17 protein-coding genes are annotated in these 18,691 nt (G+C 68.9%); 12 read left to right on the top strand and 5 right to left on the bottom strand.

The annotated features are described in order from the left end of the window. The first annotated feature begins 535 nt into the window (after positions 1 to 535). Positions 536 to 1,231, top strand: coding sequence for a tetratricopeptide repeat protein (locus tag ASF96_RS16865; protein WP_156458776.1), 696 nt, complete (start codon positions 536 to 538; stop codon positions 1,229 to 1,231). Positions 1,232 to 2,278: 1,047 nt separating this feature from the next. Here the strand turns inward: ASF96_RS16865 and ASF96_RS16860 are convergent. From ASF96_RS16860 to ASF96_RS07760, 3 genes are all read right to left on the bottom strand, one after another. Then, entirely contained in the window at positions 2,279 to 2,683 is a 405-nt protein-coding gene (locus ASF96_RS16860; protein WP_156458775.1) for a hypothetical protein, read from the bottom strand. Between the two features lie 107 nt (positions 2,684 to 2,790). Further along, a complete protein-coding gene (locus ASF96_RS07765) occupies positions 2,791 to 3,552 on the bottom strand; it encodes an AAA family ATPase (RefSeq protein WP_082509467.1) in 762 nt (253 codons plus the stop codon). A gap of 1 nt (position 3,553) precedes the next feature. Further along, on the bottom strand, positions 3,554 to 5,125 hold the full coding sequence (locus tag ASF96_RS07760; RefSeq protein WP_055937833.1) for a dolichyl-phosphate-mannose--protein mannosyltransferase: 1,572 nt from the start codon (positions 5,123 to 5,125) through the stop codon (positions 3,554 to 3,556). A gap of 23 nt (positions 5,126 to 5,148) precedes the next feature. Here ASF96_RS07760 and rsmI point away from each other — a divergent pair, with 23 nt between their 5' ends. From rsmI to ASF96_RS07745, 3 genes are all read left to right on the top strand, one after another. Continuing rightward, positions 5,149 to 5,967 (top strand): 16S rRNA (cytidine(1402)-2'-O)-methyltransferase, encoded by an 819-nt coding sequence (gene rsmI / locus ASF96_RS07755; protein ID WP_055839708.1) that lies wholly within the window; start codon positions 5,149 to 5,151, stop codon positions 5,965 to 5,967. 47 nt (positions 5,968 to 6,014) lie between these two features. Beyond that, positions 6,015 to 7,607 carry a methionine--tRNA ligase gene (gene metG, locus ASF96_RS07750; RefSeq protein WP_055937830.1) on the top strand — a complete coding sequence of 531 codons (1,593 nt, stop codon included), beginning with the start codon at positions 6,015 to 6,017 and terminating at the stop codon, positions 7,605 to 7,607. Between the two features lie 74 nt (positions 7,608 to 7,681). After that, on the top strand, positions 7,682 to 8,566 hold the full coding sequence (locus tag ASF96_RS07745; RefSeq protein WP_055939307.1) for a TatD family hydrolase: 885 nt from the start codon (positions 7,682 to 7,684) through the stop codon (positions 8,564 to 8,566). A 142-nt stretch (positions 8,567 to 8,708) separates the two neighbouring features. Here the strand turns inward: ASF96_RS07745 and ASF96_RS07740 are convergent, their stop codons facing one another. Continuing rightward, positions 8,709 to 10,169, bottom strand: coding sequence for a sugar porter family MFS transporter (locus tag ASF96_RS07740; RefSeq protein ID WP_055939304.1), 1,461 nt, complete (start codon positions 10,167 to 10,169; stop codon positions 8,709 to 8,711). A gap of 57 nt (positions 10,170 to 10,226) precedes the next feature. Between ASF96_RS07740 and rsmA the strand changes: the two genes are divergently transcribed. Together rsmA and ASF96_RS07730 are read left to right on the top strand one after the other, a co-directional pair. After that, positions 10,227 to 11,066, top strand: a complete 840-nt coding sequence (gene rsmA, locus ASF96_RS07735) for a 16S rRNA (adenine(1518)-N(6)/adenine(1519)-N(6))-dimethyltransferase RsmA (protein WP_055937827.1) — start codon at positions 10,227 to 10,229, stop codon at positions 11,064 to 11,066. A 239-nt stretch (positions 11,067 to 11,305) separates the two neighbouring features. Then, entirely contained in the window at positions 11,306 to 12,241 is a 936-nt protein-coding gene (locus tag ASF96_RS07730; RefSeq protein WP_055937824.1) for a phosphodiesterase, read from the top strand. On the opposite strand, the gene ASF96_RS07725 is transcribed toward ASF96_RS07730, so the two are convergent. Continuing rightward, positions 12,192 to 13,772, bottom strand: a complete 1,581-nt coding sequence (locus tag ASF96_RS07725; RefSeq protein WP_055937821.1) for a stealth conserved region 3 domain-containing protein — start codon at positions 13,770 to 13,772, stop codon at positions 12,192 to 12,194. The two genes, ASF96_RS07730 and ASF96_RS07725, sit on opposite strands and share 50 nt — an antisense overlap. Positions 13,773 to 14,011: 239 nt before the next feature. Here ASF96_RS07725 and ASF96_RS07720 point away from each other — a divergent pair, with 239 nt between their 5' ends. From ASF96_RS07720 to ASF96_RS07695, 6 genes are all read left to right on the top strand, one after another. Further along, the gene (locus ASF96_RS07720; protein ID WP_055839693.1) at positions 14,012 to 14,944 is read left to right on the top strand and encodes a 4-(cytidine 5'-diphospho)-2-C-methyl-D-erythritol kinase; all 933 of its coding nucleotides are present in this window, start codon (positions 14,012 to 14,014) and stop codon (positions 14,942 to 14,944) included. A gap of 134 nt (positions 14,945 to 15,078) precedes the next feature. Next, positions 15,079 to 15,381, top strand: a complete 303-nt coding sequence (locus ASF96_RS07715) for a DUF427 domain-containing protein (RefSeq protein ID WP_055839691.1) — start codon at positions 15,079 to 15,081, stop codon at positions 15,379 to 15,381. Positions 15,382 to 15,394: 13 nt separating this feature from the next. Further along, complete coding sequence (locus ASF96_RS07710; RefSeq protein WP_055937818.1) at positions 15,395 to 16,219, top strand: ABC transporter ATP-binding protein; 825 nt, start codon at positions 15,395 to 15,397, stop codon at positions 16,217 to 16,219. Continuing rightward, positions 16,216 to 16,959 (top strand): ABC transporter permease, encoded by a 744-nt coding sequence (locus ASF96_RS07705; RefSeq protein ID WP_055839683.1) that lies wholly within the window; start codon positions 16,216 to 16,218, stop codon positions 16,957 to 16,959. The genes ASF96_RS07710 and ASF96_RS07705 overlap by 4 nt, the downstream gene beginning before the upstream one ends. Further along, positions 16,956 to 17,738, top strand: a complete 783-nt coding sequence (locus ASF96_RS07700; protein WP_055839680.1) for an ABC transporter permease — start codon at positions 16,956 to 16,958, stop codon at positions 17,736 to 17,738. Before ASF96_RS07705 ends, ASF96_RS07700 begins: the two co-directional genes overlap by 4 nt. Further along, positions 17,735 to 18,667, top strand: a complete 933-nt coding sequence (locus ASF96_RS07695) for an ABC transporter substrate-binding protein (RefSeq protein WP_055937815.1) — start codon at positions 17,735 to 17,737, stop codon at positions 18,665 to 18,667. The genes ASF96_RS07700 and ASF96_RS07695 overlap by 4 nt, the downstream gene beginning before the upstream one ends. Positions 18,668 to 18,691 lie beyond the last annotated feature (24 nt).

Raw genomic sequence — 18,691 nt, 5'->3', positions numbered from 1 at the left:
GGCGTCCCCGACTGGATGTGGCGAGATTCGCAGCCTCTCGGTTGGGCGCTCGGCCTCACGAGGGTTACTCCCTGCTGCGATGAAAGCGCGGTTGGTGAATGCACGGGGTCGGAAGATTCAGCGATCAACGCTCTCCTCGCTACGGCCGACCCTACTCGCCTGGCTCGTGCAAGGCAGATCTGGCTTCGGGTGATTCTGCAACTTTTCGTAGAAGTTTGGGAACGCGGAGACGGGGATCCGGTACTGGATATAGAGGAACTAGCTCAGTCTTGGGGGGATGAGGCTGAGACTATCGCTTATCATCTACGAAAGAGATTGTCCTTCATCGATTTCGGAGTGCGCGCCCATTACATCAGGCGAGTTCGAAGGCTCCTCAATCGGGCGCTCAATTGAGCCGCGAGAAGGTTCCTCCGGATCGTCTCAATCCAGTTTTCTAGCCATCATGCTAATCATGGGAAAGCTCAAGGCGGAGGTGCCTCCTCCATCCGTGCGCGCGGGTGGAGAATCGCATGGTAGCTAACGGGGGAGAAGGGGAGTGGGCATCGTGGCCGATTTTTTCCGCGTGGGTTGGGACTATGAGAGTTTTGTGCGACGCGTTCGCTCTGGGGAGCTGCCAAGAGTAGGTCGTGTCATCACCGATTCCGGAATCTCGCTGCACGACGACTTTGTTCGTGAGCTCCGTGTCGCCGACGATGTCCCAACTGCTCTCTACCTTTTAGGTGCGCACATGTGGGCCGAGTCCGGTGGGGAGCTCGAGGCGATCGGGGTTTTCGAAGCAGCCGTGGCGCGGGGTTCCGTCGAAGCTACGCGCGCTCTCGGAATGTCACTGAACTGGATGGGCCTTCACGAACGGGCGGTCGATGTCTTGGCTCGGGCGATCGAAGATGACCCGGAAGATGCAGAATTGCATGGTCTCCTCGGCCTGTCGATGTCACAGCAGATGCTCGATGATAGCGCCGAACCGCACCTACGTCTCGGTCTAAGCCGAGACCCCTCACTCGCCATTCCGCTGGCAGAGATAAGGCGGCGGGCTGGAGATGAGCGAGAGTATCGAGAGCTCGTTCTGGAGGCCGCGCGGTGCGACGTGTACGGCTCTCACATTATCGCCGGGAACTACTTTGCCGAAAATAATGACGTCGAATCCGCTGAGAAGATGTACAGGAGTGGAATAGCCTCTGGCGACGCGCATTCGGCTTACAATCTAGGCAGACTTTTTTATTCTTCTGGGTGAATTGAAGACGCGTCGGGCATGTTCTCCCTAGCGCGAATCATGGGCGACACTCGCATATCTCCGTTTGAGATTGCGGAGTGATGATGGGGGTGAGGGATGCGTCGTGTGGTGTCGCGGTCGGTGGATCCGACGGGCGATGCGCCGAAGGTGACGACGCGGTACCTGTACGCGGGCGCGGCGGACAGTCCTAGGGCGGTGGTGTCGGGGGATGCCGAGCCGGTGGTGTTCCTGTCGCTTCCGGGCGGGGCGACGATCGATGTTCCCGGGTCGAGGGCGGCGACGTGGTCGTATCCGCCGTTGCGGGGTCACACGGTGACGACGGGGATGGTTCGTCGGCGTCGGGTGTGCAGCTGTGACCCGTTCGGTCGGCCCCTTGAGTCAGGGACGCTCGCGCTCGGCACCGGCATAGCGAACGAGTCGGGTGCGGTGAGCGGCACGACTGGCTGGCACCAGGGAGCGCAGAAGCTGACCGAGGCGTTGGAGTCGGCGCGGTGATTGGCTTCGACACCTTCTCATGCGCCGTGTTGCGCGTAGTCGATGCGGTTACTGCCGATTGCTCGCCGTGAGCCGGCCGGGAGGAGGCGCGGCGGTTGCCAGTGAGGTGTCGCCCCGATCCCGGTTTGCGGCTCGTATGACCTTGCGGACGATGGATCCGGCTTGCGATGCGCCCGCGGTGACGCCACGGTACGTGGCGCCGCTGCAGTTCTCCGACGCCGGTGCCGCGCACCAAGATGAGTCTGAGGGTGAATCAGGCGCGTGCTTGTCCCGTGATTCCACACCCGAGGGCCGTCCCCGAACGGACCCACGCGCATGATCGAAGTTGTCTGAGTCCAGGCGACGTCGACCGCCGCGCCGGCGGGTCCCGGGGGTGCGCGTGCTCTCTGTCCTTCGTCTCGTTGCCTTGTCCGTCGCGACCACGTTCACCCTCGTGGTCGGACCCGCGGTCCCGACTGACGTTGCGCACGCCGAGACACCGCCGACGGGTGGCGTAGCCTGGCGTGCCGACGATCCGGCCCTCCCGGCGAACGACGAGGCATCCACCGAGCCTCAGGTGCCCGAGGGATCGTTCGATATCCCGTCTGACGTCTGGGTGGAGCCGGCTCCGCCGGTGGAACCGATCGGCCCGGCGCCGATCGGCGATGCCGTGGCAACGTGGAAGGGTGATTCGATGTCGCCCGCGGATCGCAAGGCTCTCCTCGAGTCCGTGACATCGACGTCGAAAAGCTCCCCGTCGAGCGGCGGGATCGCCGGCGTCACGACGGAGCCCCCGCGCATGGGCGTGGGCGGTGGCGCGTCGCCGGTCACCAAGACGTACGTCAAGCGCGCGCCGTCCGTGCGGCAGATCGGCGGATTCGTCCGCGGCGGATGCGTGGCGAGTGGAGTTCCGACGAAGGCCGGACAACTCCGTAGCCGCGCTTGTTGCTCCGACGTCCGCCGGTCGTCCTGCGTCATGACCAGAGGCAATCTCCGCCTGGGATGACGCCGACGCTCATCGACTGAGCGTATCGGGTGTCCGCCAGAGGCCTGCCTCGTGGGGTATCGGGGCTGAACCCACTCGTTCACTCCAGCAAATGCCGCAGATACCGTCCCGGCGCGTCCAGAAACCCCCGGTGCAATCGCACCAGCTCCAGGTCTTCCCACGCGCTCTCGCGAATGCCCCACTCGCCGAGCTCGAGGATCGTCGCCCCCGGCAGGGCGGCGAGCACGGGGGAGTGGGTGGCGCAGATGACCTGCGTTCCGCGTGAGCGCATGCGGTCGAGCGACGCCAGCCAGCGCAGCGTGGACGAGAACGACAGGGCCGCCTCGGGCTCGTCGAGGCACGCGAGGCCCGCAACGTAGTGCTCGTGGTCGAGGGCTTCGTCGAGCAGGGCGTTGAACGACTCGCCGTGGCTCATCTCGTGCAGGCTCGGCGCCGGGCCGCCCAGTTCTTCCCGCCACGAGTAGTAGCCGTGCATCGTCTCGGCGCGTAAGAAGAAGCCCCAGCGCGGCGCGCGGGGACTGCGCTCGATACGCAGCCACTCGCCGAGGGCGCTTTCACTGCGGCGGGTCTCGGTGCCGCCGTTCGTCGAGCCCCCCTCGGCGGGAAGCCCGGCGGCCTCGGCGATGCCCTCGATGAGGGTGGACTTGCCCGAACCGTTCTCGCCGACGAGAAAAGTGACGCCGGGACCGAACTCCCACCCGTCGCCCGCCGCGACCTCGAGAAACTGCGCCACCGCCGGCACGGTCGCCGGCCACGCGGCGTGGTCGACGGGGGCATCGCGGAACAGCTTCACCCGCTGCACCGGCCGCGGGTCGTGCAGCCACTCGTCGCCGCGGCTCACGTCAGATCCAGGTGGGCAGCCAGTTGTGCAGGCGCCAGAACTCGTACGGCACCGGCAGCCCCGCCCACACGGGGTACCAGAACGCCGAGATCCCCACGCACACCACCACGAAGACGAGCACGACACCCTGACCGCTCGCGCGCGACATGCCGCGCGTCCCCTGGGCGATGTCGCGCAGGGCGAACGCGAGCGCGAGGACCAGGAACGGCAGCATCGCCACCGTGTAGAACTGGAAGATCGTGCGCTCGGGGTACAGCAGCCACGGCACGTAGGTGGCGGCGAGCCCCGTCAGCACCAGCGCGTGGCGCCAGTCCCGCACGATGACGAACCGCACGAGCAGATACACGGATGCCGCGACCCCGGCCCACCAGATGAGCGGGTTCGCGAGGCTCGAGATCGCCTCGGTGCAGCCGTCCGGCAGGGCGCAGCCGTTCACCCCGAAGTCGTCTTGGTGCCAATACATCGACGTCGGGCGAATGAGCAACGGCCACTGCCAGGCGGGGCTGGAGTAGCTGTGCGGGGTGACGAGCCCGACGTGAAAGTTGTACATCGCCAGGTGATAGGCCCACAGGTTCTGCAGGGGCTGCGGCACCCACGACCAGAACCCGCTCGCCGACGCGGCGAGGCCGCGCATGTACCCGCCCGAGGTGAACAGCCAGCCCGACCAGCTCGCGAGGTACACGACGGCGGCGACCGGCACGAGCAGCACGAACGAGGCGAGGCCCTGGCGCACGGCATCCATCGGCCACTGCACGACACCCGCGCGGCGGCGCGCGAGCGCGTCGATGACGACGGCGTAGATGCCGACCCCGGCGAGCACGTACAGTCCCGACCACTTCACGCCGGTCGCGGCTCCTGCGGCGGCGCCCGCGGCGAGCAGCCACGGGCGGTTCCACAGGATCGGCCCCCACACGGGCGGATCGCCCTCGCGCGCCGCGACGAGACGGGCCAAACGATCGCCGGTGCGCCGGTGATCGAGGGCGACGAACCAGAACGTCAGCACGACGAAGAACGTGAGAAAGATGTCGAGCAGCGCGATGCGGCTCAGCACGATGCCGAGGCCGTCGATGGCGAAGAGACCGGATGCCACGGTCGCCAGCGGAATCGATCGCGTCAGCGTCCGCGCGAACAGGTAGATCAGCAGCACCGTGGCCGTGCCGAAGACCGCGGCCGACAGGCGCCATCCGGTCGCGGAGTCGGGGCCGAGCACCGCCATGCCGGCGCCGAGCAGGATGCGCCCGAGCGGGGGGTGCACGACGTAGCTGCCGATGCCGGTGAAGACGTCGGTGTCACCGGCGGCGAAGCTGGCGTCGGCGCCCTCGGGCCACGTCGAGGGATACCCGAGCACCCACTGGCTCCACGAGTCCTTCACGTAGTAGGTCTCGTCGAACACGAGCTGGTGCGGATTGCCGAGGTCGATCAGACGCAGCACGGCCGCCACGACGGTGACGAGGGCGGGAGCCAGCCATCGCCACACGCGCAGACCCCGGGGATCGAGGAGCATCGCGTCACGCCATCGGTCGAGTCGCGTTCGCTCGATCGGGGCCAGCAGAGGAGGGCCGACGGTGCTCACGGCCCCCAGCCTAAGGTGGAACGGTGATCATCCTCGCGGCGACGCCCATCGGCAACCTGGGTGACGCCTCGCGGCGTCTCATCGAAGCGCTCGAGAACGCCACCGTCGTGGCGGCGGAAGACACGCGCACCACCCAGCGGCTCATGGCCGGCCTCGGCGTCGAGAACCGTCCGCGCCTGATCGCCCTGCACGATCACAACGAGAAGGAGCGCGCCGCCGAACTCGTCGAGCTCGCGCGCGTCGACGACCTCCTCGTGTTGAGCGACGCGGGCATGCCCACCGTCAGCGACCCCGGTTTCGGTCTGGTCGCCGCGGCGGCCGCCGCCGGCGTCACGGTCACCGCCCTGCCCGGTCCGAGTGCGGTCGTCACCGCCCTCGCGGTGGCGGGACTCCCCACCGACCGCTTCGCCTTCGAGGGGTTCCCCCGCCGCAAGCCCGGCGACCGGCGTCGCGCCTTCGCGCAGCTGGCGTCAGAGGAACGCACCCTGGTGTTCTTCGAGTCGCCGTCGCGGCTGGCATCCACTCTCGACGACCTCGCCGCCACCTTCGGCGCGGATCGCCCCGCGGCAGTCTGCCGCGAGCTCACCAAGCTGTACGAAGAGGTCAAGCGCGGAACCCTCGCCGAATTGGCCGCTTGGGCGGCCGAGGGCGTGCGCGGAGAGATCGCGATCGTCGTGGGCGGCGCCAGTGCGCGCGAGGTCGCGTTCCCGGATGCCGTGACCCAGGTGCTCGAACTCGTGCGCGGCGGCACGCGACTCAAAGAGGCCGCGGCCGAGGTGGCGTCGTTGACCGGCCACTCCTCGCGCGAGCTGTACCAGGCGGGACTGGCCGTCAAACGCTGACGCGTCACGCGGTCGGGCGCGTCGGCGCGCCCCCGTAGAATCCTCAGGTGACTTCCGGCCGATCTTTCTACATCACGACGCCGATCTACTACCCCAGCGATCTGCCCCACATCGGGCACGGGTACACGACCGTCGCCGTCGACACGCTCGCGCGCTGGCACCGCCAGGCGGGCGACGACACCTGGATGCTCACGGGCACCGACGAGCACGGCCAGAAGATGCTGCGCGCGGCCGCCGCCAACGGCGTGACCCCGCAGGAGTGGGTCGACAAGCTCGTCACCGAGTCGTGGTTCCCGCTGCTCGAGACCCTCGACGTCGCCAACGACGACTTCATCCGCACGACGCAGCCCCGTCACGAGGAGCGCGTGCAGCAGTTCGTGCAGGCACTCTTCGACCGCGGCTACATCTACGCGGGCGAGTACGAGGCCCTGTACTGCGTGGGTTGCGAGGAGTTCAAGCCCGAGGCCGAGATCGTCGACGGGACCGGACCGTTCGAGGGGCTCAAGGTCTGCGCGATCCACTCCAAGCCGCTCGAGCTGTTGCAGGAGAAGAACTACTTCTTCAAGCTCAGCGAGTTCCAGGACCGCCTGCTCGAGCTGTACAAGACCGAGCCCGACTTCGTGCGCCCCGAGTCGGCGCGCAACGAGGTCGTGTCGTTCGTGCGCAGCGGTCTGAAAGACCTGTCGATCTCGCGCTCGGCCTTCGACTGGGGCATCACGGTTCCATGGGACCCCTCGCACGTCATCTACGTGTGGGTCGATGCGCTGCTCAACTACGCCACCGCCGTCGGCTACGGCACAGACCCGGTCACCGGAGAGGTCGCCGACGAGTTCGCCCGCCGCTGGCCCGCCTTCCACGTCGTCGGCAAAGACATCCTGCGCTTCCACGCCGTCATCTGGCCGGCGATGCTCATGGCCGCCGGCCTCGACGTGCCCCGCGGCGTCTTCGCGCACGGCTGGCTGCTCGTCGGCGGCGAGAAGATGTCGAAATCCAAGCTCACCGGCATCGCGCCCACCGAGATCACCGACGTCTTCGGCTCCGACGCGTACCGCTTCTACTTCCTCTCCGCGATCGCCTTCGGCCAGGACGGCTCGTTCTCGTGGGAGGACCTGTCGGCCCGCTATCAGGCCGAGCTCGCCAATGGCTTCGGCAACCTGGCATCCCGCACCATCGCGATGATCGAGAAGTACTTCGCAGGGATCGTGCCCCCGGCCGGCGAATACGCCGAGGGCGATCTCGCCATTCAGCGGATCGTGGCGGATGCCGCTGCCTCCGCCGACGCGGCCGTGGAGCGGTTCCGCATCGACGAGGCCATCCAGTCGATCTGGACGATCGTCGACGCGCTCAACGGCTACATCACCGAGAACGAGCCGTGGGCCCTGGCGAAGGACGAGACGAAGCGCGAGCGCCTCGGCACCGTGCTGTACACCGCCGCCGAGGGACTGCGCGCCCTCGCGGTGCTGTTGTCGCCCGTCATGCCCGTCGCGACCGAGAAGCTCTGGACCGCCCTCGGTGCCGCCGAGAGCCTGGGCGGCGTGCGCGATCAGCCCCTCCGCGAAGCGGGAGCCTGGGGCGTGCTGCGGGCGGGGACGTCGGTCGCCGGCCTCTCGCCGCTGTTTCCGCGCGTCGAGCAGGCGTGACGCCCGTGACCCCTGAGCCGGTCGAAGGGTCCGCCCCCGCCGGTTCCACGCCCGTCGAGCGCCCGCGCGGAACCATCGACGGCGTCGATCCCAGCCAGTACGTGCGCGAGCGATCGGTCGACGGGCGCCGCGACGTGAGCTACCCGCCCGCGCCTGAGCCGCTCGGCGTACCCGTCTACGACAACCACACGCACCTCGAGATCGAAGACGGCGACACCGGCCTGTCGCTCGACGAGCAGCTGGAGCGGGCCCTGGCGGTGGGGGTCCACGGCGTCGTGCAGGCCGGCGGCGACATCGACTCGTCGCGGTGGTCGGCGTGGGCGGCGCGCACGCACCCGCGTGTGCTCGCGGCCGTGGCCGTGCACCCCAACGAGGCCCCCGTGTACGAGCGGGCGGGGGAGTTGGATGCCGCGATCGCGGTCATCGACGAGCTCGCCGCCGAGCCGCGCGTGCGGGCGATCGGCGAGACGGGCCTGGACTTCTTCCGCACCGAGGCGGACGGCATCCCGGCGCAGATGCGGTCGTTCGAGGCGCACATCGCGCTGGCGAAGAAGCACGGCATCGCCATGCAGATCCACGACCGCGACGCCCACGAGGCCGTACTCGAGACGCTGGAGCGCGTCGGCGCTCCCGACAAGACGGTGTTCCACTGCTTCTCGGGCGACGCCGACATGGCGCGCATCGCGGCCGACCGCGGGTACTACCTGTCGTTCGCGGGCAACGTCACGTTCAAGAACGCGCAGAACCTGCGCGACGCGCTGGCCGTCACGCCGCGCGAGCGCATCCTCGTCGAGACCGACGCCCCGTTCCTCACCCCGGCGCCCTACCGCGGCCGCCCGAACGCGCCGTACCTCATCCCCGTGACGCTGCGGTTCCTGGCGGCCGAATTACAGATCGATGCCGACGAGCTCGCCGCGCAGGTCGCCGCGAACACGCTCGAGGTCTACGGGGAGTTCTAGGCCGGCGCAGGGTTCAGCGCTTCTCGTCGTCGAGTCGCGCCTCTTCGGCGCGCTCGAGACGGTCTTTCTCCTTCTGCGCCGCTTCGCGCTCTTCGCGGATCTCTTCGTGGGACTTCGAGTTGTTCGTCATGGAGGGATCCTGTCAGCTCTTCTGCGTCTTCGGCTTGCGTACGAACAACGTTTCGGTCTGCTCGAGTTCCATGCCCTTGGTCTCGGGGATCTTCCACAGCACGAAGACGAACGACAGCGCCGCGAAGAACGCGTAGGCGCCGTACGTGATCGTGAGCGACCAGTCGGCGAGCTGCGGGAAGGTCCACGACACGAGGAAGTTGGCCAGCCACTGCGCGCCGGCGGCGACGCCGAGGGCCTTGCCGCGGATGCGGCTGGGGAAGATCTCGCCGAGCAGCACCCACACGAGCGGTCCCCATGACGCGCCGAACCCGACGACGAAGAGGTTGGCGGCGACGAGCGCGACCGGACCCCAGGCACCCGGGAGCGAGACGTCCTGCCCCGAGCCCGTGGCGAACGAGAACGCCAGGGCCATCGTGCCGAGCGAGAGCGCCATCAGCGCCGAGCCCACCAGCAGCAGGGGCTTGCGGCCGACGCGGTCGACGAGCCAGATGGCGATCAGGGTCACGAGCACGTTCGTCACCGAGGTGATCACGCCGATGAGCAGCGAGTTGCTCTCGTCGAAGCCGACCGCCCGCCACAGGCTCGTGGAGTAGTAGAAGATCACGTTGATGCCGACGAACTGCTGGAACACCGACAGGATGATGCCGATCCAGACGATCGGCTGCAGTCCGAGGGCCTTGCCCGCGAGCGACGCGCTCTTGTTGCGGCGGTCGGCCTCGAGGCCGTTGGTGAGCTCGGTGAGGGTCTTCTCGAGGTCGGCCGGGGGAACGAGGCGGGCGAAGACGGCCCGCGCCTCGTCGGTGCGTCCGCGCGCGAGCAGGAAGCGCGGCGACTCGGGCATCGTGAAGGCCAGCAGACCGTAGACCGCTGCCGGCACCACACCGATGAGGAACATCCAACGCCAGGCTTCGAGCCCCCACCAGAGCTGGTTGTCGGCGGTGCCACCGGCGATGCCGACCAGGACGGCGTTGCTGAGCAGGGCGGCGAAGATGCCGAGCGTGATCGCCAGCTGCTGCAACGACGCCAGGCTGCCGCGGATCTGACGCGGGGCCACCTCGGCGATGTAGGCCGGAGCCACCACCGAGGCGATCCCGATGCCGAGCCCGCCGATCACGCGCCAGATGGTGAGGTCGAGCACGCTGAACGTCAGCGCCGACCCGATGGACGACGCGAAGAACAGCACGGCGCCGATCATCATGACCTTCAGACGACCGAAGCGGTCGGAGAGGGCGCCGGCGGCGATCGCGCCCACCGCGCAGCCGATCAACGCGATCGCGACGACGAAGCCGGTGAGGGTCGGAGCCTTCGTGTACTCGGTCTCGATGGACTGCACGGCGCCGTTGATGACGGAGGAGTCGAATCCGAAGAGGAAGCCGCCGACGGCCGCCGCGATCGAGAGCACCACGGCTCGTCGACCGAAGGGGCTGCGCAGGGTGAAAGCATTCGCGGGGATCGACTGGGTCTGACTCACCCGCACACGCTACTCCTGTCACCCGGAGCGCGCAGCGAGGCTGACTACAGTGGAACAATGCCCGTTTCCCTGCTCGGTGCCGCCGAGATCCGCCGGCTCGCCGCCGACCTCGACGTCACCCCCACCAAGAAGCTCGGGCAGAACTTCGTCGTCGACGCCAACACCGTGCGCAAGATCGTCCACGTCGCCGGGGTCTCGGCATCCGACCGTGTCGTCGAGATCGGTCCCGGGCTCGGTTCGCTCACCCTCGCGATCCTCGAGAGCGGTGCCTCGGTCGTGGCCGTCGAGATCGACCACCGCCTCGCCGAGCGTCTTCCCTCCACCGCCGCAGCGCACGACGTGCCCGCCGACCGATTGACGGTCATCGACGCCGACGCGCTGCGCGTGCAGTCGCTGCCGGGCGAGCCCGAGATCCTCGTGGCGAACCTGCCCTACAACGTCTCGGTGCCGGTGCTGCTGCACTTCCTCGAGACGTTCCCGTACCTGCGCAGCGGCGTCGTCATGGTGCAGGCCGAGGTGGGGGAGCGGCTCGCCGCCCCGCCCGGGTCGAAGGTGTACGGAGCGCCGAGCGTCAAGGCGGCCTGGTACGGACGGTGGCGGCTCGCCGGCACCGTGTCGCGCCAGGTGTTCTGGCCGGTACCGAACGTCGACAGCGTGCTCGTCGCGTTCGAGCGCGACGCCGACGTACGCGGCTCCGAGGAGCACCGGCGCCGCACGTTCCAGATCGTGGATGCCGCCTTCCAGCAGCGTCGCAAGATGCTGCGCCAGGCGCTGTCGGCCGTGCTGGGGGGAACCGCGGCCGAAGCATCGGCCCAGCTCGAGAGAGCCGGTGTCGACCCCACGCTGCGCGGCGAGCAGCTGACGGTCGAGGATTACGCCCGCATCGCCGCCCTCTGACGCGCGGCGGTTCCGCGTCGGGCGGCGGCGCTCGGCGCGGGGCACGGTCGGCCGGGTGGACGCCGATCCGCCCGAGGGGGCGCGGTCGTGCCGCGCTTCTCGCACCGAAATCGAGGGGCATCTGGGCGAATTCGCACCGTGTTCATCACGCGTTCGCGAAACATGCCGGTAACATTTCGAGCCAACCGGGAGCATCACGCCGGTGACGAGGTCGTACCCGACGGCCCGAGAGGAACGAGATGCGTTACGCCGAGTATCCCCGCGCTGAGCGAGTGCTCCTGCACCTGAGCGACACCCACCTGCGTGCGGGAGGAAGCCGGCTCTACGACAGAGTCGACGCCGAGGCGTATCTCGCCCGAGCCGTCGCGTCGATCGAGGCGTCCGGCATCCGGCCGCAGGCGCTCGTCTTCACGGGCGACCTCGCCGACTTCGGTGAGGCCGACGCGTACGACCGCGTCCGCGCGCTCGTCGACCCCCTCGCCGAGCGCCTCGACGCCCGCGTCGTCTGGGTGATGGGCAACCACGACGATCGCGCCACCTTCCGCTCGCACCTGCTGCCCGACGACGGCGCCGACCCTGCAGCCCCCGTCGACCGCGTCGACGAGTTCGACGGACTGCGCATCGTCACGCTGGACACCTCGGTTCCCGGCGCGCACCACGGCGAGGTCAGCACCGCACAGCTGGCCTGGCTCGCCGACGTCTTGGCGACCCCGGCCCCGCTGGGCACCGTGCTGGCGATGCACCACCCGCCCGTGCCGAGCGTGCTCGACCTCGCCGCCTCGGTCGAACTCCGCGATCAGCGGAGCCTCGCCGACGTGCTGCGCGGCACCGACGTGCGGGCGATCCTCGCCGGCCACCTGCACTACTCCACGTTCGCCACCTTCGCCGGCATCCCGGTGTCGGTCGCCTCGGCCACCTGCTACACGCAGGACCTCATGGTGCCCGCCGGGGGAACCCGGCCGCAGGACGCGGCGCAGGGCTTCAACACCGTGCACATCTACGACGAGACGATCGTGCACTCGGTCGTGCCGCTGGCGGCGACCGAGGCCCTGCAGTACGTCGACGCCGCCGAGTCGCAGCGACGCCTGCGCGACGCCGGGATCCTGGTCCCGAGCGCGCGGGAACTCAGCGGGCGGGTGTCGCCGCCGACGACGCCGCTGCCGATTCTGCGCTGACCGACGGCTTCTCCCACGGAGCGGCGACCGGGAAGTACCGCTCGAGGCAGGCGCGCAGGGCGGGAACGCGCACCTCTTCGGGGATCTCGGGCACGCTGCCGTCGTTGAGGCAGAACATGTCGGTGTCGCGCCGCGAGACCAGGCGTTCCATCGTGCGCAGCGAATCGAGCTGCGTGGTCTGCACGTACCGTGTCCGCGGCTGCGTGGTGATGACCGCGCGACCCGTCGCCAGCGCGTAGTGGTGGTACAGGCTGTTGGTCACCGAGATGTCGGTCGCCGAACGGAACCGGCTGGCGGCGGTGCGCGCGTAGTCCTCGGCGAACTCCTGCTCCAGCTCGAAGGCCACCGAGCGGCGCAGCGGCGTCGCGCAGTGCTCGAGGTCGAGCGTGATGACGCGGTTGAAGTGCTCCTTGAGCAGCGCGCGGTTCACCCGCAGGGCGTTGTCGTGTCCGGAGCGGTCGACGTGCGACGGGCCGCTGCCGATGCGGACTCCGCTCTCGACGAACCGGCTCACGCCCCCGCCGCTGAAGAACAGCTCGGGAGTGACCGGACGACCGAAGAACATGTCGTCGTTGCTGTAGAGGAAGTGCTCGGCGAGCCCGGGAATGCGGTGCAGCTGGGCTTCGACGGCGTGGGAGTTGTGCGTCGGAAGCACCGACGGATCGGCGAAGAACTCCTCGCTGCGCACGATGGTGACCTTGGGGTGGTCGGCGAGCCACTCGGGAGTGGGGGAGTCGGTCGCGATGAAGATGCGACGCACCCACGGGGCGTACATGTGCACGCTCCGCAGCGCATACCGAAGCTCGTCGACCTGGCGGTAGCGGGCGGCGTTGTCGTCGCCGTCGCCCACGACGTAGCCCTGCATGCGCGCGGCACGCTGACGCTGGAACTCGCTCGAGGAGCCGTCGACCCACGAGAAGACCATGTCGACGTCGGCGGTGAACTCGTTGGGGTGCGGATCGAACATGCCCGACACCGTCGTCCACGTGCGGCCGTACCGCTCGACCTCGACCAGGTCGAGATCGGCCGCGGCGAAGCGACGTCGGGTCAGGGCGCTGGGGCGGGGCGCTTCGATGGTCGTCTTGCCGAAACGCCACAGCTCCAAGCGGGGAGCCAGTGCCGCGCCGTAGCGGTACGAGCCCTCCGAAGAGGTGCGGGGGCGGAAGACGGCGTACGCCTGGACGGTCCCGGGTGCGGGCACGACGCTGTGCGCCGGGACGGGGTCTTCGCCGCGTGCCTTCAGATACACCGGACCGAGGTCGGGATCGCACAGGGCGGCGATCGCGGCGATCGCGTCGGCGGTGTCGACGACGAGCTTAGGGCGACGGTTGGCATCGCGAACGAGCATCACGCGCACGCCCGCGGCCTCGATGGCAGCGGCCGCGGTGAGCAGGTCTTCGCGTTCCGCGAGGGCGGGCGGGGCGGTGTCGTCGATCACGTGCAGGATGCCGTCGTGCATCCGGATATCGGACCGGGACAGCAGGGCGCGCCAGGGATCGGCGTCGATCGACAGGGGGACCATCGGGCGCATGCTGCCTCCTCGGAAGGGGTGGACGGGATTCGGACACCGTATGGTTCCGGCGTTTCGGTCGCGTTTCGGCGGCGGCGCCGATCGACACGGGGGGCGCGCTACTGTCGAAGAGTGACTCGAATCGCGCGTTCCGGCCCGGACCTTCCCGTGACCTCGCGTGAGCGACGGCGGGAAGCGGACCGACGTTCCAGTTTCGCACACGGCGACGCGGCCGGGCGAACGGGTATGCGAGCGGGGCGATGACCCCCGCGTCGTCCGAATCCGTCCGCGTGCGCGCGCCCGGGAAGATCAACGTCTTCCTCGAGGTCGGCGACGTTCAGGACGACGGATATCACGAGCTCGCGACGGCTTTCCAAGCCGTGTCGCTGTACGAGGAGATCGTCGCGACACCGGCCGACGACATCACGCTCGAGGTCGCCGCGCGCGGACCGGTCGACGTCGACGGCGTGCCGACCGACGGACGCAACCTGGCGGTGCGGGCGGCGCGCCTGCTCGCCCAGACGGCGGGGATCGATCGGGGCGTGCACCTCGCGGTGCGAAAGGCCGTCCCCGTCGCGGGAGGAATGGGCGGCGGGTCGGCAGACGCCGCGGCGGCACTGGTGGCGTGCGATGCGCTCTGGGGGCTCGGGATGCCGTCGAGCGAACTCGCGCGACTGGGCGCCCGCCTCGGGGCCGACGTCCCCTTCGCCCTGCTGGGTGGCACGGCGGTGGGAACGGGGCGTGGCGACGAACTGAGTCCCGCTCTCGCGCGCGGTCGTTTCGACTGGGTGCTCGTGCCCAACGAGGTCGGAATGTCGACGCCCGTCGTCTACGGCGAGCTCGACGCGCACCGCGAGCGCAACGCCGTCGACATCGGGCCCGCACCCCGCGATCCCGCGGTCGACCCCGACGTGCTGCACGCCCTGCGCCAGGGCGATGCCCGCATGCTCGCCGCCACCCTGCGCAACGACCTCCAGGCGCCCGCTCTGCACCTGCGTCCAGACCTGGCGCGCGTGCTGCAACGGGGCGAGAGCTCCGGGGCCCTCGCGGGGATCGTGTCGGGGTCGGGCCCCACGCTGGCCTTCCTCGCCGCCGACGAAGCCTCCGCCCTGGATCTTCAGATCACCCTGAGCGCGGCCGGCCTCGTCGCCCTCCACGTGCACGGTCCGGTCGCCGGAGCCCGCGTCGCCTGACCGGCGGGCACCATACCCGAGCGTGTCACACAGGGCAATCTGGCCTTGGCGTGATTTCCGCCTGGGTAACCTCGACCGAGGTGGATCGCCACCGCAGGGTGCCGTACCCGCGGGGTACCACGAAGGGGGACCCCATGAAGGCAGTACTCGACGGCGTCGTCATCGCCGAGGCCGACCGTGACGACCTGGCGTCCATCGAAGGCAACTGGTACTTCCCGCCGGCCGCGGTCCGCGAGGGCGCGCTCCAGCAGAGCCCCACGGCGTACACCTGCCCGTGGAAGGGTGCGGCCCAGTACTGGACCATCTCGCTCGACGGGGCCGAGCTCACCGACGGAGCGTGGTCGTACCCCGACCTTCGCCCCGGTGCCGTCGACCGCGTCGGCAAGGATTTCGCCGGCTACGTCGCATTCGACCGTAAGGTCGTGGTCTCCGACTGAGTCGGGCACGCAGATGATCGAATTCTCGACCGTTTCCAAGGTCTTTCCCGACGGCACGCGTGCCGTCGACGAGTTCAGTCTGGTGATCCCCTCGCGCAAGACGACGGTGTTCGTCGGATCGTCGGGGTGCGGCAAGACGACGCTGCTGCGCATGATCAACCGCATGGTCGAGCCCTCGTCGGGCGAGATCGCGATCGACGGCGACGACATCGGCGGCAAGCCCGCGGTGCAGTTGCGCCGCAGCATCGGCTACGTCATGCAGAACTCCGGTCTGCTGCCGCACTTCACGGTCGCCGACAACATCGCCACGGTGCCGGTCCTGCAGGGGCAGAGCCGCAAGGCAGCCCGTGCGCGCGCGCTCGAGCTGATGAAGACCGTCGGGCTCGACACCGCGATGGCCGACCGCTACCCCAGCCAGCTCTCGGGTGGGCAGCAGCAGCGTGTGGGCGTCGCCCGCGGGCTCGCCGCCGACCCCAACATCCTGCTCATGGACGAGCCGTTCGGTGCCGTCGACCCGATCGTCCGCGACGAACTGCAGCAGGAGCTGCTGCGCCTGCAGAGCGAGATCGGCAAGACCATCGTCTTCGTCACCCACGACATCGACGAAGCCTTCCTGCTCGGCGACCAGGTCGTCATCCTCGAGAAGGGTGCGAAGATCGCGCAGGTCGGAAGCCCGAGCGAGATCGTCGAGAATCCGGCATCCGACTTCGTCGCGAGCTTCATCGGCGCGGTCAAGGGCAAGCGGGCGCTCCACCTCAAGCAGACGGAGAACGGCACCGTCGTGGTGGATGCCTCGGGACGCACGCAGGGTGCGCTCAGAGACGAGCCGTTGTCGTGACGTGGCTCTGGGGCAACTTCCCCCTGGTCGTCGATCTGACCCTCAACCACATCCGGTTGAGCATCATCCCGATCGTGCTCGGGTTCCTCATCGCGATCCCGCTCGGACGGGTGACCCTCACGGGCCGCTTCGCCCGCGGCACGGTGATCACGGCCATGAGCCTGCTGTACACGATCCCGTCGCTGCCCCTGTTCGTCATCCTGCCCGCGATCCTCGGAACGCGCGTTCTGAGCGATACCAACCTCATCGTGGCGCTGACCATCTACGCCGTCGCGATCATGGTGCGTGCCACCTCCGACGCGTTCTTCTCGGTCTCGGCCGAGACGAAGCAGGCGGCGACCGCGATGGGCTTCTCGGCCTGGCGGCGGTTCTGGCAGGTGGAGTTCCCCCTGGCGGGCCCGGTCATGCTGGCGGGACTGCGCGTCGTCTCGGTCTCGACGATCGCTTTGGTCTCGGTGGGCGTGCTCATCGGCTCCGAGAACCTCGGCTACCTGTTCACCAACGGCAAGCAGCGCAACAACCTCGAGGAGGTCGGCGTCGGTATCGTCGCCACCCTGCTCATCGCGTTGCTGTTCGATCTCATCCTCGTCGCCGCGGGCAGGATCCTCATGCCCTGGGCGAGGGTGGACCGTGCCGCCCAGCGGCGTGGCAAGCGCGCCGTCGTGGCCGCCCCCCTTGCTGCCGGGGGCACCGAGCCCACCGCAGCGGCCGACGAAGTGTCTCCGAGGGGCCGCGCATGAATCTCTTCCTCGACGCGATCGCGTGGATCTTCGCGCCGCAGAATTGGCAGCCCGGCGGAGTGTCGCCCCTGCCCATCCAAGACCGACTCCTCGAGCACCTGCTGTACACGGTGGTCGCGGTGGTCATCGCCGCGGCGATCGCCCTTCCGCTCGGGTTCTACATCGGGCACACCGGTCGCGGCCGGCAGTTCGTCATCGGCTTCACGGGCGCCATGCGCGCGCTGCCGACCCTGGGCGTGCTGTTCTTCCTCACGATGGTGCTGGGCGCCCTGGTGAAGGGGAACTCCGGCATCTTCTGGGGAACGACCGTCGCCCTCGTGCTCCTGGCGATCCCCTCGATCCTCGCGGGTGCCTACGCCGGTCTCGAGTCGGTGTCGCGACCGGCCATCGACGCGGCGCGCTCGATCGGCATGACCGAGATGCAGATCCTCACGCGCGTCGAGATTCCGCTGGCCCTGCCGCTGATCATCGGCGGGCTCCGTGCGGGCACGCTGCAGGTGATCGCCACCGCGGTGATCGCGTCGTACGCCGGTCTCGGTGGGCTCGGCCGCATCATCAGCAGCGGCATCGGCCTCAACGATTACGACCGCATCCTGGGCGGAGCCATCCTGGTGACGGCCTTCGCGCTCGTGGTGGACGCGCTGTTCGCGATCGTGCAACGACTCACCCGCGGCCCCGGAGCAGTCTCCGGGGGTCGCGGCAACAGATTCCGTCGACGGGCGTCCCGTCCCGAGACGGTGGTGGAAACACCAACCCAAGAGAGGAATGTCACAGCATGAGCATTTTCAGTAGAGGCCGGGTCGCCTTCGGCGTCGTCGCGGTCGGGGCCGTCGTGGCCCTGGCAGGGTGTTCGCAGGCGGATCCCACCGCTCCCGAAACCGGTAATGCCGGAGGAGACTCCAGCACCATCGTCGTCGGCTCGTTCGCGTTCCCCGAGAGCGAGATCCTCGGCGAGATCTACGCGCAGGCCCTGAAGGCCAAGGGCTTCGACGTGCAGACGAAGTTCAACATCGGACCGCGCCAGCAGACGATCCCCGCCCTGCAGGACGGTTCGATCAACCTGATCCCCGAGTACAACGGCAACCTGCTGGCGTACTACGACACCGCTTTCACGCAGCGCACGACCGAAGACGTCGACGCCGCGCTGACGGATGCCGTGTCCAAGGACGACCTGACCGTCTACGCCTCCGCCGCCGCGGAGGACAAGGACGCCTACGTCGTCACCCAGTCGTACGCGCAGGCGAACGGTCTCACCTCGATCGGCGACCTCGCCAAGGTCCAGCCCTTCAGCCTGGGCGCCAACCCGCAGTTCGCGGAGCTGGGCTACGGCCTCCCGGGCCTCGCGTCGGTGTACGGCGTCAGCAACGTGACCTTCGTGCCCTACGAGGACTTCGGTGGCCCCGACACCGTCCGCGCCCTCGTCGACAACACGGTGCAGGTCGCCGACATCTACACGACGTCGCCGGCGCTGAAGGCCGAGAACCTGCTCGTGCTCGAGGACCCCGAGAACCTCATCGCCGCGCAGAACGTGCTTCCCCTGCTCAGCACGTCGATCGACACGCCGGAGCTGAAGGACGCGCTCGACGCCATCTCGGCCAAGCTCACGACCGACGATCTCATCGATCTGCGCGACCGCGTCGAGGGCAGCGAGCAGGCGTCGGCCAGCACCGCCGCCGCGGACTGGCTCTCGCAGGCCGGTCTCAGCTGAGGCCGCTCACCCCGAACATCGGAG

The organism is Microbacterium sp. Leaf179 (genome assembly GCF_001423785.1).
Classification (GTDB): Bacteria; Actinomycetota; Actinomycetes; order Actinomycetales; family Microbacteriaceae; genus Microbacterium.
The sequence above is the reverse complement of the archived record's forward strand: the minus strand, read 5'-3'. Positions and strand labels throughout refer to the sequence as shown.

Excerpts from the sequence above, each read along its gene's own strand:
- ASF96_RS16860 (WP_156458775.1), bottom strand. The coding sequence starts at position 2,683 with ATGACGCAGGACGACCGGCGGACGTCGGAGCAACAAGCGCGGCTACGG.
- rsmA (WP_055937827.1), top strand. The coding sequence starts at position 10,227 with ATGCCCGTTTCCCTGCTCGGTGCCGCCGAGATCCGCCGGCTCGCCGCC.
- ASF96_RS07730 (WP_055937824.1), top strand. The coding sequence starts at position 11,306 with ATGCGTTACGCCGAGTATCCCCGCGCTGAGCGAGTGCTCCTGCACCTG.
- ASF96_RS07725 (WP_055937821.1), bottom strand. The coding sequence starts at position 13,772 with ATGCGCCCGATGGTCCCCCTGTCGATCGACGCCGATCCCTGGCGCGCC.
- ASF96_RS07720 (WP_055839693.1), top strand. The coding sequence starts at position 14,012 with ATGACCCCCGCGTCGTCCGAATCCGTCCGCGTGCGCGCGCCCGGGAAG.
- ASF96_RS07715 (WP_055839691.1), top strand. The coding sequence starts at position 15,079 with ATGAAGGCAGTACTCGACGGCGTCGTCATCGCCGAGGCCGACCGTGAC.
- ASF96_RS07710 (WP_055937818.1), top strand. The coding sequence starts at position 15,395 with ATGATCGAATTCTCGACCGTTTCCAAGGTCTTTCCCGACGGCACGCGT.
- ASF96_RS07700 (WP_055839680.1), top strand. The coding sequence starts at position 16,956 with ATGAATCTCTTCCTCGACGCGATCGCGTGGATCTTCGCGCCGCAGAAT.
- ASF96_RS07695 (WP_055937815.1), top strand. The coding sequence starts at position 17,735 with ATGAGCATTTTCAGTAGAGGCCGGGTCGCCTTCGGCGTCGTCGCGGTC.